The sequence below is a fragment of the Leptolyngbya sp. GB1-A1 genome (genome assembly GCF_039962475.1).
GTDB lineage: Bacteria > Cyanobacteriota > Cyanobacteriia > Elainellales > Elainellaceae > Leptolyngbya_A.
In genome coordinates, this window is the sequence record NZ_JAMPLI010000064.1 from 1 (window position 1) to 22,178 (window position 22,178).

22 protein-coding genes and 3 pseudogenes are annotated in these 22,178 nt (G+C 47.1%); 21 read left to right on the forward strand and 4 right to left on the reverse strand.

Features of this window, described 5'->3' with window-relative positions; all coding sequences use genetic code 11:
• Positions 1-170 precede the first annotated feature (170 nt).
• From NDI45_RS27605 to NDI45_RS27645, 9 genes and pseudogenes are all read left to right on the forward strand, one after another.
• The gene (locus NDI45_RS27605; protein WP_348249669.1) at positions 171-506 is read left to right on the forward strand and encodes a DDE-type integrase/transposase/recombinase; all 336 of its coding nucleotides are present in this window, start codon (positions 171-173) and stop codon (positions 504-506) included.
• 47 nt (positions 507-553) lie between these two features.
• Positions 554-943 (forward strand): transposase family protein, encoded by a 390-nt coding sequence (locus NDI45_RS27610; RefSeq protein WP_348249670.1) that lies wholly within the window; start codon positions 554-556, stop codon positions 941-943.
• 164 nt (positions 944-1,107) lie between these two features.
• Positions 1,108-1,324 (forward strand): annotated as a pseudogene (locus NDI45_RS27615) (sodium-independent anion transporter); the annotation flags it as partial.
• A 663-nt stretch (positions 1,325-1,987) separates the two neighbouring features.
• Positions 1,988-3,211 (forward strand): sodium-dependent bicarbonate transport family permease, encoded by a 1,224-nt coding sequence (locus tag NDI45_RS27620; protein WP_348249671.1) that lies wholly within the window; start codon positions 1,988-1,990, stop codon positions 3,209-3,211.
• A gap of 96 nt (positions 3,212-3,307) precedes the next feature.
• Positions 3,308-3,640 (forward strand): hypothetical protein, encoded by a 333-nt coding sequence (locus tag NDI45_RS27625; protein WP_190790607.1) that lies wholly within the window; start codon positions 3,308-3,310, stop codon positions 3,638-3,640.
• A gap of 280 nt (positions 3,641-3,920) precedes the next feature.
• Positions 3,921-4,310 (forward strand): annotated as a pseudogene (locus NDI45_RS27630) (cation:proton antiporter); the annotation flags it as partial.
• A 66-nt stretch (positions 4,311-4,376) separates the two neighbouring features.
• A pseudogene (locus NDI45_RS27635) lies at positions 4,377-5,087 on the forward strand (IS6 family transposase).
• Between the two features lie 138 nt (positions 5,088-5,225).
• Complete coding sequence (locus NDI45_RS27640) at positions 5,226-6,611, forward strand: cation:proton antiporter (protein ID WP_242067183.1); 1,386 nt, start codon at positions 5,226-5,228, stop codon at positions 6,609-6,611.
• Positions 6,612-6,692: 81 nt separating this feature from the next.
• A complete protein-coding gene (locus NDI45_RS27645) occupies positions 6,693-7,172 on the forward strand; it encodes a phosphate-starvation-inducible PsiE family protein (RefSeq protein ID WP_190790609.1) in 480 nt (159 codons plus the stop codon).
• A 5-nt stretch (positions 7,173-7,177) separates the two neighbouring features.
• Here NDI45_RS27645 and NDI45_RS27650 read toward each other — a convergent pair whose 3' ends face one another.
• Positions 7,178-7,339: a hypothetical protein gene (locus NDI45_RS27650; RefSeq protein WP_190790610.1), complete on the reverse strand. Its 162-nt coding sequence runs from the start codon at positions 7,337-7,339 to the stop codon at positions 7,178-7,180.
• 553 nt (positions 7,340-7,892) lie between these two features.
• Between NDI45_RS27650 and NDI45_RS27655 the strand changes: the two genes are divergently transcribed.
• Genes NDI45_RS27655 through NDI45_RS27685 form a run of 7 tightly spaced genes read left to right on the forward strand, consistent with a single transcriptional unit; the run spans position 7,893 to position 11,819 of the window.
• Positions 7,893-8,228: an NADH-quinone oxidoreductase subunit K gene (locus NDI45_RS27655; protein WP_190790611.1), complete on the forward strand. Its 336-nt coding sequence runs from the start codon at positions 7,893-7,895 to the stop codon at positions 8,226-8,228.
• Positions 8,225-9,658, forward strand: a complete 1,434-nt coding sequence (locus NDI45_RS27660) for a cation:proton antiporter (RefSeq protein ID WP_348249672.1) — start codon at positions 8,225-8,227, stop codon at positions 9,656-9,658. Before NDI45_RS27655 ends, NDI45_RS27660 begins: the two co-directional genes overlap by 4 nt.
• Positions 9,655-10,044, forward strand: a complete 390-nt coding sequence (locus tag NDI45_RS27665) for a Na+/H+ antiporter subunit E (RefSeq protein WP_190790794.1) — start codon at positions 9,655-9,657, stop codon at positions 10,042-10,044. Before NDI45_RS27660 ends, NDI45_RS27665 begins: the two co-directional genes overlap by 4 nt.
• Positions 10,041-10,292: a hypothetical protein gene (locus tag NDI45_RS27670; RefSeq protein WP_190790793.1), complete on the forward strand. Its 252-nt coding sequence runs from the start codon at positions 10,041-10,043 to the stop codon at positions 10,290-10,292. Before NDI45_RS27665 ends, NDI45_RS27670 begins: the two co-directional genes overlap by 4 nt.
• On the forward strand, positions 10,289-10,570 hold the full coding sequence (locus tag NDI45_RS27675) for a monovalent cation/H(+) antiporter subunit G (protein WP_190790792.1): 282 nt from the start codon (positions 10,289-10,291) through the stop codon (positions 10,568-10,570). Before NDI45_RS27670 ends, NDI45_RS27675 begins: the two co-directional genes overlap by 4 nt.
• On the forward strand, positions 10,560-11,156 hold the full coding sequence (locus tag NDI45_RS27680) for a DUF4040 domain-containing protein (protein ID WP_190790791.1): 597 nt from the start codon (positions 10,560-10,562) through the stop codon (positions 11,154-11,156). The genes NDI45_RS27675 and NDI45_RS27680 overlap by 11 nt, the downstream gene beginning before the upstream one ends.
• Complete coding sequence (locus NDI45_RS27685; RefSeq protein WP_190790790.1) at positions 11,157-11,819, forward strand: Na(+)/H(+) antiporter subunit B; 663 nt, start codon at positions 11,157-11,159, stop codon at positions 11,817-11,819. It abuts the gene before it with no gap.
• A gap of 31 nt (positions 11,820-11,850) precedes the next feature.
• On the opposite strand, the gene NDI45_RS27690 is transcribed toward NDI45_RS27685, so the two are convergent.
• From NDI45_RS27690 to NDI45_RS27700, 3 genes are all read right to left on the reverse strand, one after another.
• The gene (locus NDI45_RS27690) at positions 11,851-12,291 is read right to left on the reverse strand and encodes a hypothetical protein (protein WP_190790789.1); all 441 of its coding nucleotides are present in this window, start codon (positions 12,289-12,291) and stop codon (positions 11,851-11,853) included.
• A 70-nt stretch (positions 12,292-12,361) separates the two neighbouring features.
• Positions 12,362-12,583: a hypothetical protein gene (locus tag NDI45_RS27695; RefSeq protein ID WP_190790788.1), complete on the reverse strand. Its 222-nt coding sequence runs from the start codon at positions 12,581-12,583 to the stop codon at positions 12,362-12,364.
• Between the two features lie 205 nt (positions 12,584-12,788).
• A complete protein-coding gene (locus NDI45_RS27700) occupies positions 12,789-12,923 on the reverse strand; it encodes an IS1 family transposase (RefSeq protein ID WP_190790787.1) in 135 nt (44 codons plus the stop codon).
• A gap of 1,524 nt (positions 12,924-14,447) precedes the next feature.
• On the opposite strand from NDI45_RS27700, the gene NDI45_RS27705 reads away from it, so the two are divergent.
• From NDI45_RS27705 to NDI45_RS27725, 5 genes are all read left to right on the forward strand, one after another.
• Entirely contained in the window at positions 14,448-14,753 is a 306-nt protein-coding gene (locus NDI45_RS27705; RefSeq protein ID WP_190790785.1) for an IS1 family transposase, read from the forward strand.
• A 1,331-nt stretch (positions 14,754-16,084) separates the two neighbouring features.
• Entirely contained in the window at positions 16,085-16,813 is a 729-nt protein-coding gene (locus NDI45_RS27710) for a DUF3865 domain-containing protein (protein WP_190790784.1), read from the forward strand.
• A 113-nt stretch (positions 16,814-16,926) separates the two neighbouring features.
• The gene (locus NDI45_RS27715; protein ID WP_348249673.1) at positions 16,927-18,054 is read left to right on the forward strand and encodes an aromatic ring-hydroxylating dioxygenase subunit alpha; all 1,128 of its coding nucleotides are present in this window, start codon (positions 16,927-16,929) and stop codon (positions 18,052-18,054) included.
• A gap of 128 nt (positions 18,055-18,182) precedes the next feature.
• Complete coding sequence (locus tag NDI45_RS27720) at positions 18,183-19,208, forward strand: 2-oxoglutarate and iron-dependent oxygenase domain-containing protein (RefSeq protein WP_348249674.1); 1,026 nt, start codon at positions 18,183-18,185, stop codon at positions 19,206-19,208.
• A gap of 508 nt (positions 19,209-19,716) precedes the next feature.
• Complete coding sequence (locus tag NDI45_RS27725) at positions 19,717-21,945, forward strand: ATP-binding protein (protein ID WP_348249675.1); 2,229 nt, start codon at positions 19,717-19,719, stop codon at positions 21,943-21,945.
• Positions 21,946-22,178: the final 233 nt, after the last annotated feature.

Below are 22,178 nucleotides of genomic sequence, written 5' to 3' on the forward strand. Positions count from 1 at the left end.
AAAGCCAGGGTCAATTGGAGATTTTCCAGTGCAGGTGCGCGCATTCGGTTAGGGCATCTCTATCCTAAATTAAAGCATGCTAACTAGGCAAAGTTTATTTGGTGAACTACTAGATTTCATGTTGAGTGCGCTCACGAGATAGCAAAGCAGCCGTTCGGTTTTTCCGTAAAGTGTTCAAAGCGCAGCACACTCAGGCTCCACGAGTCATTAAGGTGGACAATAACACAGCTTATCCAGTGGTAATGGAAATCCTGACGGATGATGAAGCACTGGCAGCAGAAATTGAGTTGCGGCAAGTGAAATACTTGAATAACGTGGTTGAGCAAGACCACAGAAACATCAAACGAATTACTAAATTAATGATGGGGTTCAAGCCAATCAATAGTGCCAAAAGAACGTTGCAAGGGATTGAGGCAATGAATATGATCAGAAAAGGACAAGTGAAAGGAGCTGGACAAGGGAACAGCGTCTTTCAAGCAAAATTTATTAGACTTCATCGGAAATAAGATTGACTTTGAAGCATGACCTGACGAGTGTGAGGCAGTAAGGAACCATGCTCAACTATGCTCAAGTTCAAAATAAACCACGTGTTTTGCAAAGCCTAACCGGGTTGAGCGTAGACGAGTTCGAGCAGTTGTTTGTCAGTTTTGAGCGAGCGTGGGGGGACTACCTGGAGCAGCATCACATTCAAGCCCCCCGAGCAAGACGTTATGGCCGTGGACGCAAACCGCAGTTGCAGGACAATTGGGATAAGCTGTTGTTTATTTTGGTGTATTTCCGACTGTACCCGACGCAGGAAGTGCAAGGCTTTTTGTTCGGCATTGGTCAACCGCAGGCGCATGAGTGGGTGCATAAGCTCACTCCAATTCTCAATACTGCGTTGGGGTACGAAAAACAATTGCCCGAGCGCAGTCCTTGGCGATTGGAGCGTTTCAGAGCTTGAAGTCGCTCAGCAATCATTCTCGGCAGTCCGTTGTTGAGACTTCTTTGAGCGCACGATCGCAGATACCAAATCCCATTCTCCAGCCGATTTTTATCTATAGGTGATCCTTTCTATGAAATGGGTTGCTTCTAGTTAGTTTGATCTACTGTTCGTTTATCTCAATTATGACAATCACCAATCTCATCCGGTTTAATAACCGCCGAGGCGATATCTTCGGCGATGTCACGACTGCCGTTGTCTACTCCTGGCTCTGGACTTCGGCGTTGCCTCTGGGGTGGGGGCTCTCGGTAGACTCTACGGGCGGTTTGTGGCGACTCTTTTGCCGCCCTGGTTAGCAGCGCCCCAACGTTGATCTCTGAACCGACCGAGCCAATAACCGTAAGCCCAGTCAATGGGTGCTCGTGCAACACCTGCGCTGTAGGGGTGAAGTGCCTCCCTCCTGCTCTCTTTAACTCGTTAAGGTTCATCTAGCTCATTTATTGCAATACTCCTCGTCAGAGGATGCATGAGGTATTCGTGGATTTTTTGTCCTTGTTTTTCATGGACTTCGTTAAAGGGATTCTCATTGTATTCATCGCGCGCTATGGAATATGGTCAGCGAGAAGAGACAGACGCTCTCTGGTTGCATAGAGCATTTGGTAAAGGGCATATCGCATTGAGAAAACTCTGCGATCGCAATTCACGTTGACCAAAAATATACGGATTTTCTGAGAATAAAAGGAAACTTATGATTTGCATTTGACATTACTTAGCAGATTCATGTGAAGCGATCGCAAATTTGTGCGGATTTAACGATAGACTTAAGCACAACATATAGACTTAAAGGCATGGAGCTTCGGGTAATTATAGATAAAAGTCTATGGATTGTAATGCAGGACAGCTATCACCTTCCAGTCCCATTGGAAGAGTGGCCATTCTAAACACCCTGGCGACATGTTCTCGCCGAACACCTGTGCTGTAGGGGTGAAACGCTTCTCCCTTACCCTTTAAAGCTCACCTATCACAATAGTCACCCCTCTTCAGAGGAGGCATAAGGAGGTATTCGTGGATTTTTTGTCCTTGTTTTTCATGGACTTCGTTCAGCAATTGCAGTCCCCAACACTCAGCTTTCTGATTGGTGGTATGGTCATTGCCGCCCTTGGTAGCGAATTGGTAATTCCAGAGGCGATTACTCAGATCATCGTCTTCATGCTGCTCATGAAAATCGGTCTGACCGGTGGTCAGGCGATCCGCAATTCCAACCTAACGGAGATGGTGTTACCCGTAGCGTTTGCTATAGCAGTAGGAATTCTCATTGTATTCATCGCGCGCTATACATTGGCCAAGCTGCCGAAGGTCAAAACCGTAGATGCGATTGCGACCGGGGGGTTGTTTGGTGCTGTGAGTGGCTCTACTATGGCCGCCGCCCTGACTGTACTGGAGGGACAAAACATCCAATACGAGGCATGGGCTGGCGCACTCTATCCCTTCATGGATATCCCAGCGCTCGTAACAGCGATTGTGGTGGCCAACATTTATCTCAAAAAGAAGAAGCGTAGTGCAGCAGGCGAGTCTCTCAGTAAGCAGGAGTATCACAGTCCCGCAGGAGAATATACCAGTACCGCAGGCGCGGCTTTCAGTACCGCAGGCGCATCTCTACCTGTAGGCACGTCTTTCAGTACCACAGGCGATTATCCCAGTCCCGCAGGCACGTCTTCCAGTCCCGCAGGTGATTATCCCAGCAGCCGACAAGAGTATCTCAGAAAGCAACAGTCTGCGGATAATCGGGTCAAAATATGGCCGATCGTGAAGGAAAGCCTCCAGGGACCTGCCCTATCGGCAATGTTGCTCGGCATTGCTCTTGGCATATTAGCCCAGCCGGAAAGTGTCTATAAAAGCTTCTACGATCCCGCCTTTCGCGGCTTGCTTTCGATCTTGATGCTGGTCATGGGTATGGAGGCTTGGTCAAGGCTTGGCGAACTGCGTAAGGTGGCCCAGTGGTACGTCGTGTATAGCGTGGTAGCACCGTTTGTGCATGGGCTTATCGCCTTCGGTCTCGGCATGATTGCCCACTACGTCGCAGGATTCAGCCTGGGCGGTGTCGTGGTTCTGGCTGTTATCGCCTCCTCCAGTTCAGACATTTCAGGTCCGCCCACGTTGCGAGCCGGTATCCCGTCGGCCAATCCCTCCGCCTACATCGGGGCCTCCACAGCCATCGGTACGCCCGTTGCGATCGGCTTGTGTATACCGCTCTTCCTCGGACTCGCCCAGGCGATAGGCGGCCGCTAATCCCGACGGGTCGCGGTCTGTCGGTGCTTCCTTGACCCGGCAGACCGAGTAGATCAATATACAAGATCAAGATACATAGGTACGGAGGTAATCAACATGGCAAAGCCAGCCAAAAAGCTTGTCATCGTCACGGAAAAGATTCTGCTGAAAAAGATCGCCAATATCATCGATGAATGCGGGGCGACTGGTTATACGGTGGTGGAAACTGGCGGTAAAGGCAGTCGCAACGTGCGCTCGTCAGGACAACCCAACGTTTCTGACACCACGGCGAATATAAAATTCGAGGTGCTCACCCCGGATCGGGATATGGCCGAGAATATTGCGGATAAGGTCGCAGTGAATTTTTTCCTCGATTTTGCGGGCATGATCTATATCTGTGACGCGGAGGTACTGTACGGGCACAGCTTCTGTGGACCAGACGGCTGTTGAATCGAGACGACGCAGACCTAAATGGCCGGGTCATGCCCCGGCTTTTTGTTGATCGTTATTCAAAACGTTAGTCGATTTAGATGATGCCCAAGCGGAGGAGCTGATTGTGATTCAAGATAATCTCAACACCTATTCGCCCGCGTCGCTCATTGACGACTAGGCTTGTCTCGATCCAGGCAACCGCATCCAAAGCATGACCGTCCTTGATCGGTTGCTTTTTTCATACCCTTCCACAGTTTTATGACTCCCTTTAACCTTTAACCTTCATCGCTTTAAACTCATGATTTTGTCCAACATTCTGCCTCCTTTCAGTGGGGGGATAGCCGCTCTCATGGCTCCGATACTATTCCTGGCGACCGTTGTTGCTGAGGATTCACCCATTATTCTGTCTGGCGTATCGCTGACGCTGGTGGTGATTTATCTGGCCAGCAAGTTCGGCGCAGAGATTGCTAGGCGATTGGGTTTTCCGCCCGTCCTGGGGGAACTGGTCGCTGGTGTAATTGTTGGTGTTTCGGCGTTGCACCTAGTGAACTTTCCCGAAGGGGGGCTGTCTGCTTCTGACTCGGTGATTATGACGGCGCTGCAAGAATTGAATCAAATGGCACCGGATGCGCTGACCCGGATCTTTGAGTCGCAAAGTGAAGCGATTTCGGTTCTGCTGAAATCGGCGTGATTATTGGTTGTGTCGCAAAAACTGGTGGGTGGTAAGGTAAATAGGACTAAACCTCCTCCTCCGATGTCTACTGCTTCTCTGTTGAAGTGGCGGCACTTCTTGCCCAAAATCATCCTGCTGAACGTGCGGTGGTACTGCCGTTACTCCCTCAGCTACCGCGATTTGGAGGAGATGATGCAGGAGCGCGGCATGGGAGTGGATCACTCGACCATCAACCGTTGGGTGTTGAGGTACGCACCAGAGCTAGACAAACGGATTCGACGACACCTGAAACCGACGAACGACTTATGGCGCGTGGACGAAACTTACATCAAAGTTAGGGGAGTGTGGAAGTATCTATATCGCGCTGTGGATTCCCAGGGTAATACGCTGGACTTTATGCTCAGTGCCAAGCGAGATGGCAAGGCAGCGGCAAGATTCTTGCACAAAGTACTCAAGGGTCAGCACACTCAAGCTCCACGGGAGATAACAGTGGACAAGAATACGGCTTACCCAGCGGCAATGGAAACGCTCAAAGCAGATGAAACGATTGAAAAAGAGACCGAATTAAGGCAGAGCAAATATTTGAATCATGGGGTTGAGCAGGATCATCGATCGATCAAGCGCATCGTGAAGCCGATGATGGGATTTAAGACGTTCAACGCAGCAAGATGAACGTTGAGCGGGATTGAAGCGATGAATATAATTCGGAAAGGACAAGTAAAAGAAGTCAAACAAGGGGACAATGTGTCTCAAGTGAAGTTTATCGAAGCGATCTTTGGAATTGCTGCTTAAGGGAACGCAAACGATACAGATTGTTTGTCCTTAAAAAGTTTTTGCGACACAACCATCACAGAGGTATCACACATGGTCTGGATTGCACCTAATGTGCTTTCAATTTGGACAAATTTGGTATCAACCGGATTCTCCTGGATGAATCCTTATTCTCCGACATTAGCAATGGCATCGCCTGAAAATGCGTCCATCGTTTTATCGGGGGTGCTGCTGAGTCTGGTGATTATTTACTTCGCTAGTAAGCTGGGTGGTGAAATTTCAAAAGCGTTAGATTTTCCGCCTGTGCTAGGCGAATTGATTGGCGGTGTGCTGGTCGGAGCTTCAGCATTTCATTTGCTGGTGTTTCCAGAGAGTGGCGCACAGGCAACTGATTCTTTGCTAATGCCGATTCTGCAATGGGTTGGGGGCTTAACACCTCAAGCCGTCATCGAAGTGTTTGAGTCACAAAGCGAGATTATTTCGCTTCTAGCAGAGCTTGGCGTAATCATTCTGCTGTTCGAAATTGGCTTGGAGTCCGATCTGCGCGAGTTGCAGAAGGTGGGCTATCAAGCGGCGATCGTTGCTTGCGTGGGAGTAGCGGTTCCCTTTGCCGCAGGTACGGTAGGGCTGATGCTGCTGTTTCATGTCGCTGCAATTCCTGCGATTTTTGCCGGAGCAGCGTTGACGGCAACCAGTATTGGTATTACTTCAAAAGTGTTATCGGAATTGGGGCGACTCAAGGCGCGGGAAGGACAGATCATTGTCGGTGCGGCAGTCATTGATGATGTGCTAGGCATTATTGTGCTGGCGGTGGTTGCCAGTCTTGCTAAGACGGGTGAAGTCGATGTGATGAACGTGGTTTATCTCATCATCAGCGCGACGGGCTTCCTGCTGGGTGCAATCCTGTTGGGCAAGTTCTTTAATCAGGCATTTGTGACGATCGTAGACAAACTCCAGACACGCGGCAAACTGGTAATTCCGGCCCTGATCTTTGCGTTCCTGATGGCGTTTCTGGCAAACGCAATTCATCTGGAAGCAATTTTGGGTGCATTTGCAGCGGGGTTAGTTCTGGATGAAACCGATCGCCGGAAGGAACTTGATCAGCAAATCATTCCGATCGCCGATATCCTGGTTCCCGTTTTCTTTGTGACGGTGGGCGCAAAAGCAGATTTGGGCGTACTGAACCCGGCTGTTGCCGCAAACCGGGAAGGCTTGGTGATTGCGGCATTTCTGATTGTCGTAGCAATTATCGGCAAGGTTGTGACCGGCTGGGCGGTGTTTGGTCAACCTGGCATTAACCGTCTGGCGATCGGCGTGGGCATGATTCCGCGTGGTGAAGTCGGTCTAGTGTTTGCCGGGATTGGTTCTGCCAGTGGCGTGTTGAGTAAACCGCTAGAGGCAGCGATTATTACAATGGTAATTTTAACCACATTCCTTGCGCCACCCTTCCTACGCCTGGCGTTTGGGCAGTCTTCAGATTCTGATGAATCCGAACTGTTGATTGAGACAGGGACGATGAAGCGTGAACCTCAAACATTACCATAAAGGTAAATAGGTAACTAAAAGTCCCCCTTTTTCAGGGGGATTTAAACGAAGATTGACCAGTGCCAGTTTAGATCAGCCACTATGAACCCCTGGCAGCAATTCACTCAATCCGTTCGATCGGCCGTCAGCGATGACGGATTCTTGAGTCTGCTGAAAAAGGTAGAAACATGGGTTGCGAAGATTCTCTCGATCGCCATGACAGGCGTGATTTTCGCTTCAGTAACCGAACTCTTTATTTTTCTCCTTCGAGAAGTCTGGTTTAATAATAAACTTGCAAATCCAGATGAGTTCTTTACAGTAACGCTGCTCTCGATGTTTGGCTTATTTCTCAATATCCTGATCGCATTGGAGCTGTTAGAAAACATCACTGCCTACTTGAGAAAGCACGTGGTTCAACTGGAACTGGTAATTGTCACATCGCTCACAGCCGTTGCCCGTAAAATCATCATTTTTGACTTTAACAAAACAGGTGGACTGGAGCTAATGGCTCTGGCTCTGGCAATTTTTGCTTTGTCAATCAGCTATTGGATTGTGCGGCGCAATCGTGAACGTCAAGTTTAACAAAATCAATCTACGGATAATGGAGCCTGCATGGGTTTAGCAGTGGATTCAGTAGACTGGGCGGATGGATAGCGATTAATGTCAACACAGCCAACTGTCACGATCGCGCCAAATGCCAAACCAACTAGCACGCTCCAGCCATGAGAAGGATCAAGGGTGTAAAGCAAGCGGCGATTCTTGCCATAAATATGAATTGCTCACCCCTCGTTCACATTATGGGAATGCGGCAAATTCTGATCTAGCTTCTTCATGATAACCTTCCTCACTCAAGACATGAATGTAGCGCATCAACAAGCAAACGCAATGCGTCTTTTGTGAACTGTATTGAGAAAAGGGAGCAACCGCAATATTAGAAGTATTTAGGTTTTCTTTGGAACTAATAGAATTTTCTTAGTTCTCCTGAAATTCAGACTGCCCATAGTACGGCTTCCATAATCAAACCCTGTCTCTAAAGTCATCAGATCAGTCATCAAATTAATCATCAGATTATGCATCGATAGCATTAAGACTCGCGTAAGAGCCAGAATCAAAGTATAATGATATTGCTATTCAGTCTCAGTCAATCATTGAATTAAGTCTATGCTTTCCGCAAAACATTAAGCAGGAACGCAAGAACAATTTGAGGCGATCGCGCTCCCAGATCAATCCTAGCCTGCGCCATCGCTCACAGTTTTCGGCATCTCTTAGGGTATCCATTCAACGCTGTTAGGGGAAGGGACTGTGCTAGAAGCCTGCGTATTTGGAACAATATTGTGCGGATTCTTCGGTATTATCCTGAAGAAAAGCCTGGTGCTGAAGATTATTTCAATGGATGTTATGAGTACGGGGGTTATTGCCTACTATGTACTCGTTGCATCCCGCGATGGTTTATTTACACCGATTCTTTCAGATATTTCAACAGAAAAATACGCTGATCCTGTCCCTCAAGCAGTTATCTTAACAGCGATCGTCATTGGCTTTTCAATTCAAGCACTCATGCTGGTCGGCGTGATGAAGCTGGCGCAGGATAACCCAACGTTAGAAACCAGCGAGATTGAGCAAAATAACACACTATGAGTAGCCTCACGCTCGTCTGGATTAGCCTGCCGTTTTTCATCGGGTTTATCAGTTATCTGCTTCCCAAACTGGCTCGCTATTTATCACTAGGAGTGGCGATCGCTTCGGTCGGCTATGCCTTGCTGCTCTTTACCCAACCGCCGCTGCCACTGCAATTACTGGATCACTTTGGCGTTACTTTGCTGCTTGATTCGCTGAGTGGTTTCTTTATTCTAACGAATGCGGTCGTGACAGCCGCCGTTATTCTCTATTGTTGGGGCAGTGATAAAACAGCCTTCTTTTATATGCAGACCATCATCCTGCATGGCAGCGTCAATTCGGCGTTCGCCTGTATGGATTTCATCAGTTTATATGTGGCGTTAGAGGTCATTAGTATTGCCGCGTTTCTGTTAATTGCTTATCCCCGCACGGATCGATCGATTTGGGTTGGGCTGCGATATTTGTTTACCAGCAACGTTGCCATGCTGTTTTATCTGGTAGGCGCAGTTCTGGTTTATCAAGCGAGCCATTCCTTTGCATTTACCGGATTGCGAGAAGCACCACCAGAAGCACTTGCTCTCATTTTTCTAGGACTTCTCGTTAAAGGCGGAATTTTTGTATCGGGGCTGTGGCTACCGTTGACTCACTCTGAATCAGAAACGCCTGTATCAGCAATGCTGTCCGGTGTGGTCGTTAAGGCAGGGGTTCTGCCGCTCGTACGCTGCGCTTTACTAATCGAGGAAATTGATCCTTTGATTCGCATTTTTGGTGTAGGAACCGCTTTGATGGGTGTTGGCTATGCTGTTTTTGAGAAAGACACCAAGCGGATGCTGGCGTTTCATACCGTTTCCCAACTGGGTTTTATTCTGGCTGCACCCGAGGTCGGCGGCTTTTATGCGCTAACGCATGGTTTAGTAAAGTCGGCACTTTTTCTGATTGCAGGCGTTTTGCCCGGCCGTAACCTCAAGGAGCTGCAACATAAGCCCCTCACTACACCAATTTGGCTTGTTTTAGTGATAGCAAGTTTCTCGATTTCAGGGTTTCCTCTGCTATCGGGGTTTGGGGCGAAGGTTTTGACGATGAAAAGCCTGTTGCCCTGGCAGGTCATTGGGATGAATGTGGCAGCTCTAGGAACAGCAATTTCCTTCGCCAAGTTTATCTTTCTACCTCATCAGAACCAAGCGGAAGCGAAAAAGAACCAGCCAGGATTCTGGACAGCGATCGTCTTGCTGATTGGGGGACTAATTCTGGCAAATCTAGTGTATTACGAGGCATATAGTCTTGCGAATATTGTCAAACCCCTGATTACAATCGCTCTAGGCTGGTTAGCGTATTTTCTAATCTTTCGACAAACCGTTCTCAAGTTACCGCGTTTGCTTGAGCAATTTGATCATCTGATTGGAGTAATGAGTTTGATGCTAATCCTGCTCTTTTGGATGGTGCTAGCATGATCGGATATCTCAATCTCATCCTGCGACTAGTTATCTGGTTTTTGCTCACTGCCAATCTAAGTGTGGCAAATATCATCATCGGTATTTGTGTTGCGTTCCTACTGCCACACTCTCAAACTGCCTTTGGCGCGCTTAAAGATTGGCTGCGGGTGCTCTGGGAAATTATTGTGGCAATTCCTCAAGCATATTTGGAAGCATTTGAATTAATGTTACATCCCCATACGCGAGAGGAGATCACAATGGAGCGAGTTAAACCGAGGCGATCGCCCGGACTCGTTTTTCTAGATATCTTTCTAATTACCTTTACACCCAAAACAATTGTGGTGAAATACCACGAAGCAGGTTGGTACGAAGTTCACCGAGTGCAGCGGAGGAAGAGGACATGAACCTGATTCTTATTGCCATGATTCTGGCTTTACTCATTCCTATCTACGAAGCTTCACAGGATGAGGATATTTGGCAGAAAATGCTAGCTTTTGCCAGCATCGCAACGAAGACATCCGTGATGATTTTGGTTGTCTCTGTTTTGCGTGATGATTGGATGATTGGAGTTGTTGGAGTCATTATCCTAAGTGTAGGAAATGCTGGATTAATGCTGCTAGCTCATGTGATTAGACGAATAAATGCATTATGATCAACATCCTCAGCTATGCCTGCATTATTGTGGGAATTGTCTTCTGGTTTTGGGGAACTTTTCCCCTACTTGGCAAGCAATCGGTTTTATTTAAGCTGCATAGCCTTTCAGTTGCCGATACACTTGGGTCGATGAGTATTATCTTCGGGCTGCTTCTGAAGATTCCTAGCGAATGGTCGCTACTCGTTCTTGCCCTGATTTCTCTGGCAATCTGGAATACGGTACTGGGCTATGTACTGGCATATTGTTCTAGTGGTGGAGGAGATAATGAACGCTAGTGATTTTAGCTACATTAATGCGATCGTTGCGCTCCTGCCACTGACAGCGGTGATGCTTACTGTTCAGGTCAACCCCTACAATGCCTTGGTATTGCGCGGCATTCTGGGAGCAGTGGCAGCTCTAGTCTATGCGATTTTAGGAGCAGCCGATGTGGCATTAACCGAAGCATTGGTCGGAACCATGTTGGCGATTACGCTTTATGTCGTAGCAGTCCGTTCGTCTCTGGTAATGCGGATTGGTATACTCAAAAGTGCATTGAGCGAGACAGATAATAATCAACCCCTAGCCTACTTAATTGCTGACTTAAAAACAATTGCCAGTCGATACTATTTGCGGCTTGAACTGATTTCCTACCCTGATCCAGAATCCTTAAGTCAAGCATTGATAGAAAAAGAAGTTCATGCAACCTGTATCGGTCAACGACAACTGAACCAGCAAATTTCTCCAGCATCCGAATCTGTACAAAAACCCTATCACACAGCCACTCGCATTCGTCGGCTTTACAGCATTCTGCAAACAGAACTGGTATCCTCCGCAACCAGTCTTGCTTACGTTACTGTACAGGACTCAGGGGAGAAGCATTAGATGAAATGGCTTTATATTGCGGCAGGCATTGCTCTATTCGTCAAATTTCTCATCATGCCCAATCCAACCGCAGGGGGTTTTGATTTATCGATCGTTGAAGCGGTTGTGCAGGATAGTGGAGTGCCAAATGCTGTGTCAGGCATCATTTTTAGAAATCGGCTATACGACACAATTTTTGAGGTTATCGTGTTTACGATCGCCATCATGGGTGCTCACTTTCTATTAGCAAATGAACGCCCGTTTTGTAGCATCTATCAATTTCGTGATCAACCTTCAATTGTGCTGGCACAACTTGGAGCAACAATTGCTGCAATCGTGGGGGTGGAACTGGCAATTCGAGGGCATCTGAGCCCGGGAGGAGGCTTTGCAGCAGGCGTTGCAGGCGGAACTGCAATCGGATTGGTGTCAATCACCTCCTCTTCGCAGTGGATGGAGTCAATTTATCAACGCTGGCACTCTGCAACCTGGGAAAAAATTTCCGTGCTGATGTTTATTGTACTGGCAGTGTTCACCCTGATAGGCATTGAGTTGCCTCATGGAGAGCTGGGCGCACTGCTTAGTGGTGGAGTAGTTCCTCTACTCAACATTCTGGTTGCAATTAAGGTTGCGTTAGGGTCATGGGCAGTTATTCTAGTATTTATTCGTTATCGGGGATTACTTTGATCATCTCCTTCAGACGTAGAAGTGCCCTCCTTCAGTACCGCATACTCGGCGCAACAAAGAGATCGACCACTTCACCGATTCCTAACCCCAATCCTGCTACGATCACTAACCATAAAAATAGGTCCAGTTGCTTTAATCCAGCAGCTCGCATTTCTAGAAGTGCATAAAGCAATGTGATCAGTGGCAAGAGGATAAGGCTCAGCAATATCGGTTCTACAAGTGTTAATGCTACGATCAGACTAAAAAGCAGGCTGGCACTGATAAGAACGAATACCTGCTGCTTGGTTAGCCAGGTTAAGCACTCTAGAACAGGATTGCTTCTCCAGGCGATCGTGAGGGTTGTTCCTACCACAAATGTACTGACTAGCCAAAAGATATGGTGAGCTGCTAAGTACCATCCCATAAGTGCATAGGCTGAACCAAGCAAACTTAAAGCTAGCCAGAGCTTTTGGGAAGAAATCTGGTTGTTCATAGAGATAATGCCTGCGGATGCAGCATATTGAAATATTAAAGGTAATGGATTGCCTCAACTATAGCGAAAATTAGGTCTGTAGAACGGGTTGTGCGTCAGATTGAGAACGCAGTACGGTCAGAAATACTTGAGCCGCTAAAACCAGGGTCATGGGTCGATGCCATCCCTGCCAAGAACACACCTCATAATCCCCTAATCCCAACTGACTCTTCGCCAGTTTGAAACATTCCTCGATGCCTCCTTCCGGATCATGTTTGAGCCATTCCTGTACCGTAGCTCGGTGTCGTCCCAAAATGATGCCGCTTGTTGCATGGTTTTACCCGGCTTGCTTTTGAGCAGATACAGCAAGTGAATCCGTTCTTGGCCAGTTGCTGTTTTCTGCGATCTTAGCAACTGCTTGATCTCATCTTCACTCTCTTGAATCTCCAGTTTGTAAACTCCTACCATCCGTTATGACTGAACTCTCTATTCGTCTTATAGCATCTGTCGTTCAATTTTCAAGAATTGGTATAAAGCGTGTCGAGGGTTTCGGTGGACGTTTGGCGACAGGCAGGACATTGGAAGCGTTGAACACCCTTACGAGTTCGACCGTGTTTATAAACTCTGGTATGGTCATAGAAGGGACAGCGCATAGCAAACACACCACCACAACATCGCTTTTATTCTACCTGCCCACACTTTTCCGACGCACAACCGATTATTCAGCGGAACCCTGAAGTCGCAAAAGTATATAGGTCTCAAGCAGAAATTAATTTCTAGTTAATGTTCCATTATTGGAAGCCTCATAGAGTGATCGCCGGTACTGAGGGTAGGGCAATTGGAACCATAAGTTGAGCGGTGTTGCTGAATCGGAGTATGATACGCCCCCCTAGCCCCCCAACTTTGGGGGAACCAGAATTCAAAGTCCCCCAGCATTGGGGGATTTAGGGGGCAATGCAGAAGCTAAATTTGCACCGTTCATATCCTGATTCAGCAACGCCAGTTGAGCAGTTCTATTTAGAAGCATAAAGTGAGCAAGTTGCTCAACTTATGGGTGCAGTCACATATGAGGCCGCAACAAAATCGTTCTCGCCTAGTTGCGGGTTACGCAAATACTCAATTCTTCAAATTTGGCTATTTGAAAGCATTTTAGCCATCACTTTAAATCCATGGACTAGATTTGGACTAGATTCTAACCCCTATTTTTGCCTGCTTTTCTACCCCCTGCTTTACCTGCTCGAATAGTCATCTCCAGTCTACCGCTAGTGTATCGCAAGTTATTCAACATCCAGCCGCTTAGATACCCAGAACAAAAATGAAGCAGCTTCGCCTCCGTATCGTTTACATGGTCCGTGGTTAATCGGATCTAATGTAAGCAATTTCAATGAGCGCCCAATGAAAACCTAATGAACGATCGCAGCTACCCAATATTGAACTTTAAAGCTAAATGCGATCGATCAAAAAATTGCGAAAGCCACAATTGGCAAATGAACGAAAAGTTAGACTCAGAGAAACTCAGAACAATTAAACTTAGAAAAATGTTATGCAATGCAATTGATCATACGATCGGAAAAGTTTTGGCTGATGTATTGCTATCGCATACTGATGCAGCACTGGAATTGTTGATGCAATTGTTAACGTCATTCGGAATCAAGCAACTCTATACCGATGGCTGGAGCGGTTATGCCCGGTTACCCAGCCATTACACCCAAAGAATTGAACGGAAACACCTGACGTTACGAACGCGAATCCAAGGTTTGCCCGCAAAACGATTTGTTTTTCAAAGCCCGAGCAGATGCGTGGCATCGTCATCGGACTATTTGTGAACCGCCATAAATTTAGTCTTCCCATCTAAACCCCTTCCGCGGGGCTAGAACATTACCCTGCTGCAACAATGTCTCTTAATGAGTCTACTGTGTTTCTAAACTAGTCTCAAAATGAGAAAATTTTTATTATTTATAGACTTAAAACAATAAAGGTGAGTCTCAAGCAAGACTAAAATTGAACTCCTTCAATCTCCCTTTGAGACTGAAGAAACAATAAGGTAGCGTTTCAGAACTATGGATCAGTCAAACGGCTCATCCAAATTCGTATCGATTGATAAACAGCCCAATCACAATGTTCTAGACCCGTAGAAGCGAGGGAGAATAGAGCTATGTCTACCTCCAAACGTCCCGATGGTTTTAGAAACTGTTCTTTGTCCTGCTTGTCACGGTTCTAAGGGGGTTAAACATGGCAAATCATCTGAGGGCAAACAACGCTACAAGTGCCGCAATCCTTACTGCCCCCGCAGCACCTTTATCCGGCACTATTCTTACCGGGGCTATTGGCCGGAGGTCAAACAACAAATTGCGGATATGGCAGTCAATGGCAGTGGCATTCGGGACACGGTTCGTGTGTTGGGAATTAGCCCCACAACGGTCATTGAAGAGTTAAAAAAGTCTCGCCACCTGAAGCGAGTGAACCAACCCCTGCCGGAATAGTTGCCCGAACCTGAGGCGGTCGAAGTGCTCCTCCAGCGCGTGGATGAGGCAGAAATGGATGTTCCCATGCTGGATTGTATAAGACAAAAGGTAATGCCAAACTGCTCGAGGCAGGAAGGCTAAAGGGCAATCGCATTCCAAGCGCACAGCAAGAACAACAAACGTCGGATGCTAACGCGAACGAGACAGCAATTAGTTGAAGACCGAGCAGCCGTCAAAAATAAGATCAGAATGAAATTTCGTCAGTGGGAATTGATTGAGTCTGATAAAAATCGAACCATAAGCCACAAGTTGGTTCAAGAACTGCCTAACTGTGTTACGGCAACTGAACCCAAAATCGTAATTGAATCTTATTGAAATATTTGGAAGAAACTTGATGAGGAAATCAGCAAGCTAACCCAAGCAATCAAGGAACAGGCAAAGACAGACCCCAACGAGGCAACTTACCCGTTCAGCCTCTGGGGTAGGTCCCCTCTCTGCTCGCTGCCAGGATGGGCAGACACACCGATGCATTCATTGAGCAATGGGTCATCAACACAGAAGGAAAAATCATATACAAGCAGTTCGACACCGATGACTGAGATGGATACGAACGCGTCTTGCCACCCGACATTAGACACTACATTGGCAAAGACAAAATCCAACGATTAGAGCGGACGAATGGCACAATTCGACAACAAACCGGAAGATGGCATTGACGACAGAACCAATTTGGCAAGGTGCGGGAACAAACCAAAGTGAGACTCGATTGGTGACCAGTTACGTCAATTGGATCTGGCAACACAGTCGCTTCAAATCCACTGCTGCGCAGCAAGCAGGATTAACGACACGGTTGTGGGATTAGTACGATATTGCCGCCTATCCCATATTAATTTAACGCACTACCAAGCAGTTTTTGCGATGCAACCGCAGGGTGAACTTTTTCGAGATTTTGTGGTTATGTCAAAAAAATGCGAGTTGTGGAATGCCCGTAATTCTACGTAAAACGGCGTTTCTTCAAGAAATCTTTACGTTGCTTCCGAGTATCCTCACTTAGGTTTCTCTATTCGTTCTTTGATAATTCCACAAATCTACGGATCTCCCTTAGGAGTTGGGGAATGTAATTTAATATATATTCCCAGTGAAGCTACTCATCAGCTGCTGCAATCTACCCCTTCTCAGTGTTGTTACAGTTTCTAAAACACATCATTTCGCTCGCAAATCTGGGATATCTACCTATTTCTTAACGTTTGTGCAAGCAGTCAACTTTTTCATTGGTTTGAATCAGCTTTGAGAGAGCTGAACTGATAATCCCTAATGTCACAATCCATCTAAAAATAGAGTGTTTGACCATGAATGAGTTCAACGCTTTGACTTTACGGCTCTGCCAAACTATGTCTGAGGAGTATGTAGCGGTTCACGCTGAAAAAAATCCAGTTGTGCGAATTTCGGGTGCTGCCAATGTTACTCAAATCACCTGTATCTTGCAGCAGTACTCAATTCTTCCCAAAGCATTGGTGGTACTTCTTGAAGCAATGCGTAATCAAGCGTCGATCGCTGGCTGGGATGTTGCTATGAAGGAACTGGACGATAATCTTGCTGAGGAGCTCGGCAGCAAAACGCAGGGAATTCCTCATGCTGATTTGCTAGCGGAGGGGTTAGAGACGGCTTTGAAGGTGCCTATTAAAGCAGTTGTCCCTTCAACGGCAACCGCAGCCCTACTTGAACGGTTGGAGGCGATGACCCATCAACCCATTGCTTACTTGTCTGGTGCTGCTTTCGCAGTGGAAGCAACTGCAGTGCCAGAGTTGCAAATCATTGTCCGAATGCTGAATTTATTGCTGGAAGGAGCAATGCCAGAACAGCTACGGTATTTCTTTGAGATGCATCTCAATGAGTGGGAACCAGAACACGAAGCAAATTTGCGAAAGGCGATCGCACATCATCTCAAACCTGAGCATTTTAAGGCGTTTGAAATTGGCTTTCGTGCGATGTTGACGGCAATGGATGCGTGGTGGTCGGGCTTGGCAGCAGAGGCGTTGACTCAGCAAATCGTAGAGCCAGTGTATCGTTATCGTTAAAGACAATTAGATCAGGTTTTCACTCGCCTTCTGTATCGAAACCTCATTCCAAATTGGCACAAGCAGATCGACACGAACAGCTTCTTCATTTGGTAAAACATCAGGAGTCTTTGATGAATCATCTCGCTCAGTCCTCAAAGCATTTGCTCGATGATTCTGGTAGCTCATCGGAGTATTTTCACAGGTTTGGGCTGCCAGGGCGCGCTTATTACAAAACAGATGTGTTCGAGCAGGAGATGCGATCGTGGAACCATACCTGGCAAATGGTCGGTCGAGAATCGCAGGTTCAAAATTTTGGGGATTATTTCACCTGTACAGTCGGAGACCAATCGCTGTTTGTCATTCGCACTGAAAATGGGAGCCTGCGGGCTTTTCACAATGTTTGCCCTCATCGGGGAGCGCAGTTGCTGGTCGATCAGGGTAATTGCCACCAAGTCCGATGTCATTATCACGCATGGCGATTTAGTCTAGAAGGAAACCTGCTGGGATTGCCTCAATCGCAGTGCTTTCCAGGGATTGATCGATCGGCGGTGCAGTTGCGCTCAGCGCAGGTTGATACGTGGGGAGGCTTTGTTTTTGTGAATCTGACCCCCACAGGTGAATCTTTGCAGACTTACCTGGCAGGCTTTCCGGCATACCTGGAGCAGTATGACCATGACTGGAAAGAACTGGAGCGGGTAGATTCCTGGTTTTATGAGGAACCTGTGAACTGGAAATTTCTGGTGGAAAATTACCTGGAGTCATACCATCTCTCGACGGTTCACGGCAAGAGTTTACAGTGCTTTGATCCGCGCAATATTCAGGCGACAATTACCGGGCGGCACTATCAAATTTGTGTAGGGTATGCAGCTCAGGATTCTATTAAGCAACACCAGGTATTTGCCGGAGAACCACAGCACAAGTCTTATCAAGGGTTTATCTTTCCAAACTGGATGGTGAACACTGCCAGAGATAATGTGTCGGTTTTTCGACTGCTACCTCTGAGCGCAACTCAGACACGATTTGAAGTGTTAATTTATCAAACACGATCGCAGCAAACCGCTTTTCCCTATAACCGCGACAGTTTTCGGGCAGAGTTCGATCGGGTGCTGCAAGAAGACTTTGGCGCAGTGCGGCTATTGCAGTCCAGCGTTCGATCGCAGGCTTATGGCGTTCTACAATTTGCGGCGGGTTTAGAAGATGGAATTCCCCACTTCCAGAGAACCTGGTTAGCAGCATTCAATGATTCCAGCCTTAATTAATGCCATCCAATCTGCTTGAATCTCGAACCTAAAAAGGGAAAAGCGGCAAGGTTTTTCTTGTAAAAGCAGAACCCTTTTCCTCTCTCAACATCACAAATTATCAAATTCATCTTATGAAGGATTTGCCGATGCGAGCAATCGAAACTGGAAACGGAATTCGACAAGTCCTCACTGAGAGTATCACTGCCAAGCAAATTCCATTTGATACGATTCCCTTAATTGATTTTGCATTGATGAGCAGTGATCGCGTTGCCGATCGGCAGCAGGTTGCCAATCAAATTTGTCAAGCCTGCCTAGAGGTTGGCTTTTTCTACATTAAAAATCACGGCGTTCCTCAGTCTGTTATTAATCACGCCTTTGCTCAATCCAAACGTTTCTTTTCGCTACCTTTGGCGGAAAAAATGGAAATTCACATCTCCAACTCTTCTAACCATCGTGGCTATGTACCCTTTTTGGAAGAGCGTGTCGATGTAACCGCTGAACCTGATTTGAAAGAAGCACTGGATTTTTCCCTGAATCTGCCTGCGGACGATCCAGATGTGCTGGCAGGAAAGTGGCTATATGGTCCGAACGTTTACCCTGCTCAGCTGTGCGGCTTTCAGGAAGCGATCGAACGTTACTATAGTGAACTTCGGCAATTGGGGACGAGAATATTTCGCGCTTTTGCCTTGGCACTCGATCTGCCTGAGACTTTCTTCAATGACAAAACGACGAAACCCTTAGCCCAACTTCGCCTGTCTCACTATCCTCCCTGCACGGGGGTAATTCACGAGCGTCAGATCAGCCTCGGTGCCCATACCGACTATGAGTGCTTCACAATTCTGGCACAGGAGGACGTTGAGGGCTTGCAGGTTTTAAACAGTGCAGGGGAGTGGATTGCAGCACCTCCCATTCCCGGCACTTTCGTCATTAATATTGGTGACCAGATGGCACGCTGGACCAATAATCGATTTCAGTCAAACATCCATCGGGCACTGAATCGCTCTAACCGCGATCGCTATGTGACAACACTCTTCTTTGCCCCTAACTATGACACGGTGATTGAGGTGTTTCCCTCCTGCACCAGTCCTGAGAATCCGGCTCGGTATGCGCCCATTACCGCAGGAGACTTTATTAGCAGCATTTATCACAAAACCTTCAGCTACCTGCAATAAAATTTGCGGCGTTGCTGAATCGGGATATGAACGGTGTAAATTTAGCTTCTGCATCGCCCCCTAAATCCCCCAATGCTGGGGGACTTTGAATTCTGGTTCCCCTCAAAGTTGGGGGGCTAGGGGGGCGTATCATACGCTTATTCAGCAACGCCAAATTTGCTTCTGTGGGCTTGCCTTGGCAGGATCGATGACAACCTACGCTAGCGGCGAGGGTTCTATTGGCGCATGCCCTTAGACCTCTGTTCACCAGGCAAAAAGCAGGACTGTCTTGACCCATCCCGGCTCTCAGGTGCGATCGCTTTATTCAAACTGGGAACACTAAGAGACATTGAAAGAGTTCTTACGCTCGTCCTGTAAGCGCAGGTCGTTAATTAGAAGAATTTTGCTTGCTCAACGGTGACAGGAAGACGTACCATATTTGACCTGCAAAACTCCGTTAATTCGTGAACTGCAAAGCAGACGATAGGGTAAAACCCTTTTTACGTCACGAATGTTCTGGAGCAGAATTGTGGGAAAGCAGTTAAAAGCAAAAATTGGCTCTCGTCAGGGAATTCCTTTACAGGTGATACTGGTAGTTCCCTTTGTGCTACAGATTTTTGCTGCCGTTGGCTTAACTGGTTACCTTTCGATTCGCAATGGACAACGAGCTGTAAATGACTTAGCTGTGCAGTTGCAGCGGAGCGTTAGCAATCGCATTAATCAGCACCTGGATGATTTTATTTTCACTGGGCGGCAAATTGCACAGCTTAATGCAAAAGCAATTGAACTTAAGGCACTGAATCCCGAAGACTTAGATCTGCTAGGGCGGTATTTTTGGCAGCAAATGCAGGTCTACAACCTGGGATACATCAACCTGGTTTCCGAATCGGGCAATTTTATTGGCGTGGGTCGATTTGAACGCAACAGCCCAGTGACGATCGATATCCTGTCGCCTCAGCGGTTTGGTAATAACGACGTTTATATCTACCAGGTAAACAGCCAGGGTGAACCTGCAACGCTGGATTTAGTGAACAAAACGTTCGACTTTAAGCAGGAACCCTGGTATCAGCAAACGGTGGAGCAGAAAAAACCGATCTGGAATTTATTTCAGTGGATCGACCCGCCTTACCATCTGTCGCTGGCAGCAACCTACCCCATCTATGATGCAAATGATCGTTTGAAGTATATTTCCTGGACGGAATTACGAACCTGGGAAATCAGTAGTTTCCTGCGTCAGCTTTCCGTAAGTACTTCTGGGCGAACCTTTATTCTGGAACGGAACGGTTTGCTAGTGGGTAGCTCAGCCGACGAGGAACCTTATCGACTTGTGAACAACAAGCCACAGCGTTTACGAGGTACGGAGAGCCGCGATCCGCTGATTCAAGCATCGGTGCAGTATATGCAGCAGCAGTTTCAAGATTTGAGCCAAATTAAGTCGCAGCAGCAGCTTGAGTTTTGGCAGAATGGGCAACGTCAATTTCTGCAAGTGACACCGTGGGGCGATGCTTGGGGGCTAGATTGGCTGGTCGTGGTTGCCGTGCCTGAAGCCGATTTTATGGGACAAATCCAAGACAACACGCGCATCACCATCTGGCTCTGTCTGATCGCACTGGGAACCGCTACGCTTTTAGGAATCTACACCTCCCGCTGGATTGCTCAACCGATCGCACGATTAAATGTTGCATCAAGGGCGATCGCAGCTGGAGAACTTGACCTGGTTGTGCAACCTGACCATGTTCGAGAGTTTGAGGAACTTGCCCATTCCTTTAATCAAATGGCTCAACAACTGCGTGATTCTTTCCGGGCACTAGAGTCGGCAAACCACGAACTTGAACAAACCAATGCAGATTTAGAAAATCGAGTTCACCAGCGTACCCTGGAACTTTCGGAGGCATTGCGCGATTTGCAGCAGACTCAGGCACAATTGATACAAACTGAGAAGATGTCTAGCTTAGGGCAGATGGTAGCGGGCGTAGCTCATGAAATTAACAATCCTGTTAACTTTATTCATGGCAATCTGAATCACGCGAAGAGCTATGTAGAAGAATTGCTCACAACCTTGAGCCTTTATCAAAAGCACTACGCTCATCCCGCCACTGAAATTCAGCAGTATGCCGAAGAAATTGACTTAGCCTTTTTGATGCAAGATGCACCTCAAATGCTGGAATCAATGCAAGAAGGCACTCGTCGGATTCGAGAAATTGTAACCACTCTGCGTAACTTCTCCCGCCTTGACGAAGCCGAGACAAAACAGGTTGACCTCAATCAAGGCATTGATAGTACTCTGCTAATTCTGAAATACCGCTTCAAAGCGAAGCATGAAATCCCTGAAATTCGGCTGGTGAAGCATTATGTAGACTTGCCTCTTATCGAGTGTTATGCAGGACAGATTAATCAAGTATTTATGAACATTTTGACGAACGCGCTTGATGCGATCGATCAGCGCAATAGTCAGATGACACTTCAGGAAGTGCAGCAGAACCCAGGACAAATCACCATATCAACTGAATTAGATAAAACTCAACAGGTAATTGTCCGAATTTCAGATAATGGAATGGGTATTCCAGAATCAATCAAAGGCAAACTCTTTGATCCGTTCTTTACAACCAAACCTGTCGGAAAAGGAACAGGCTTAGGATTATCAATTTGCTATCAAATTGTGGTCGGACAACACGGTGGCAAACTCGATTACATTTCTACTCCCGGTGTAGGAACAGAGTTTATCATCGCCATTCCGCTTGTTGCTGTCGTTCAGTAAAAAAAATGGCGTTGTTGAATAGTGGTTCTATCGTTTGAGTGTTGCAACCGCTGTTTTCTATTGTCAGCCCAATGAAGATGTGAAGCAGAGCTGATACGAAATCCGGCTAAGCAGTAACACTATAAAATAGGAGCATGGCACGTACACTGACACTGGAAAAACATCTCAGTAGTGAGGAACTCAAAACTCGCTATCAAACCAGCACTGACCCAATTGAATCACGGCGTTGGCAC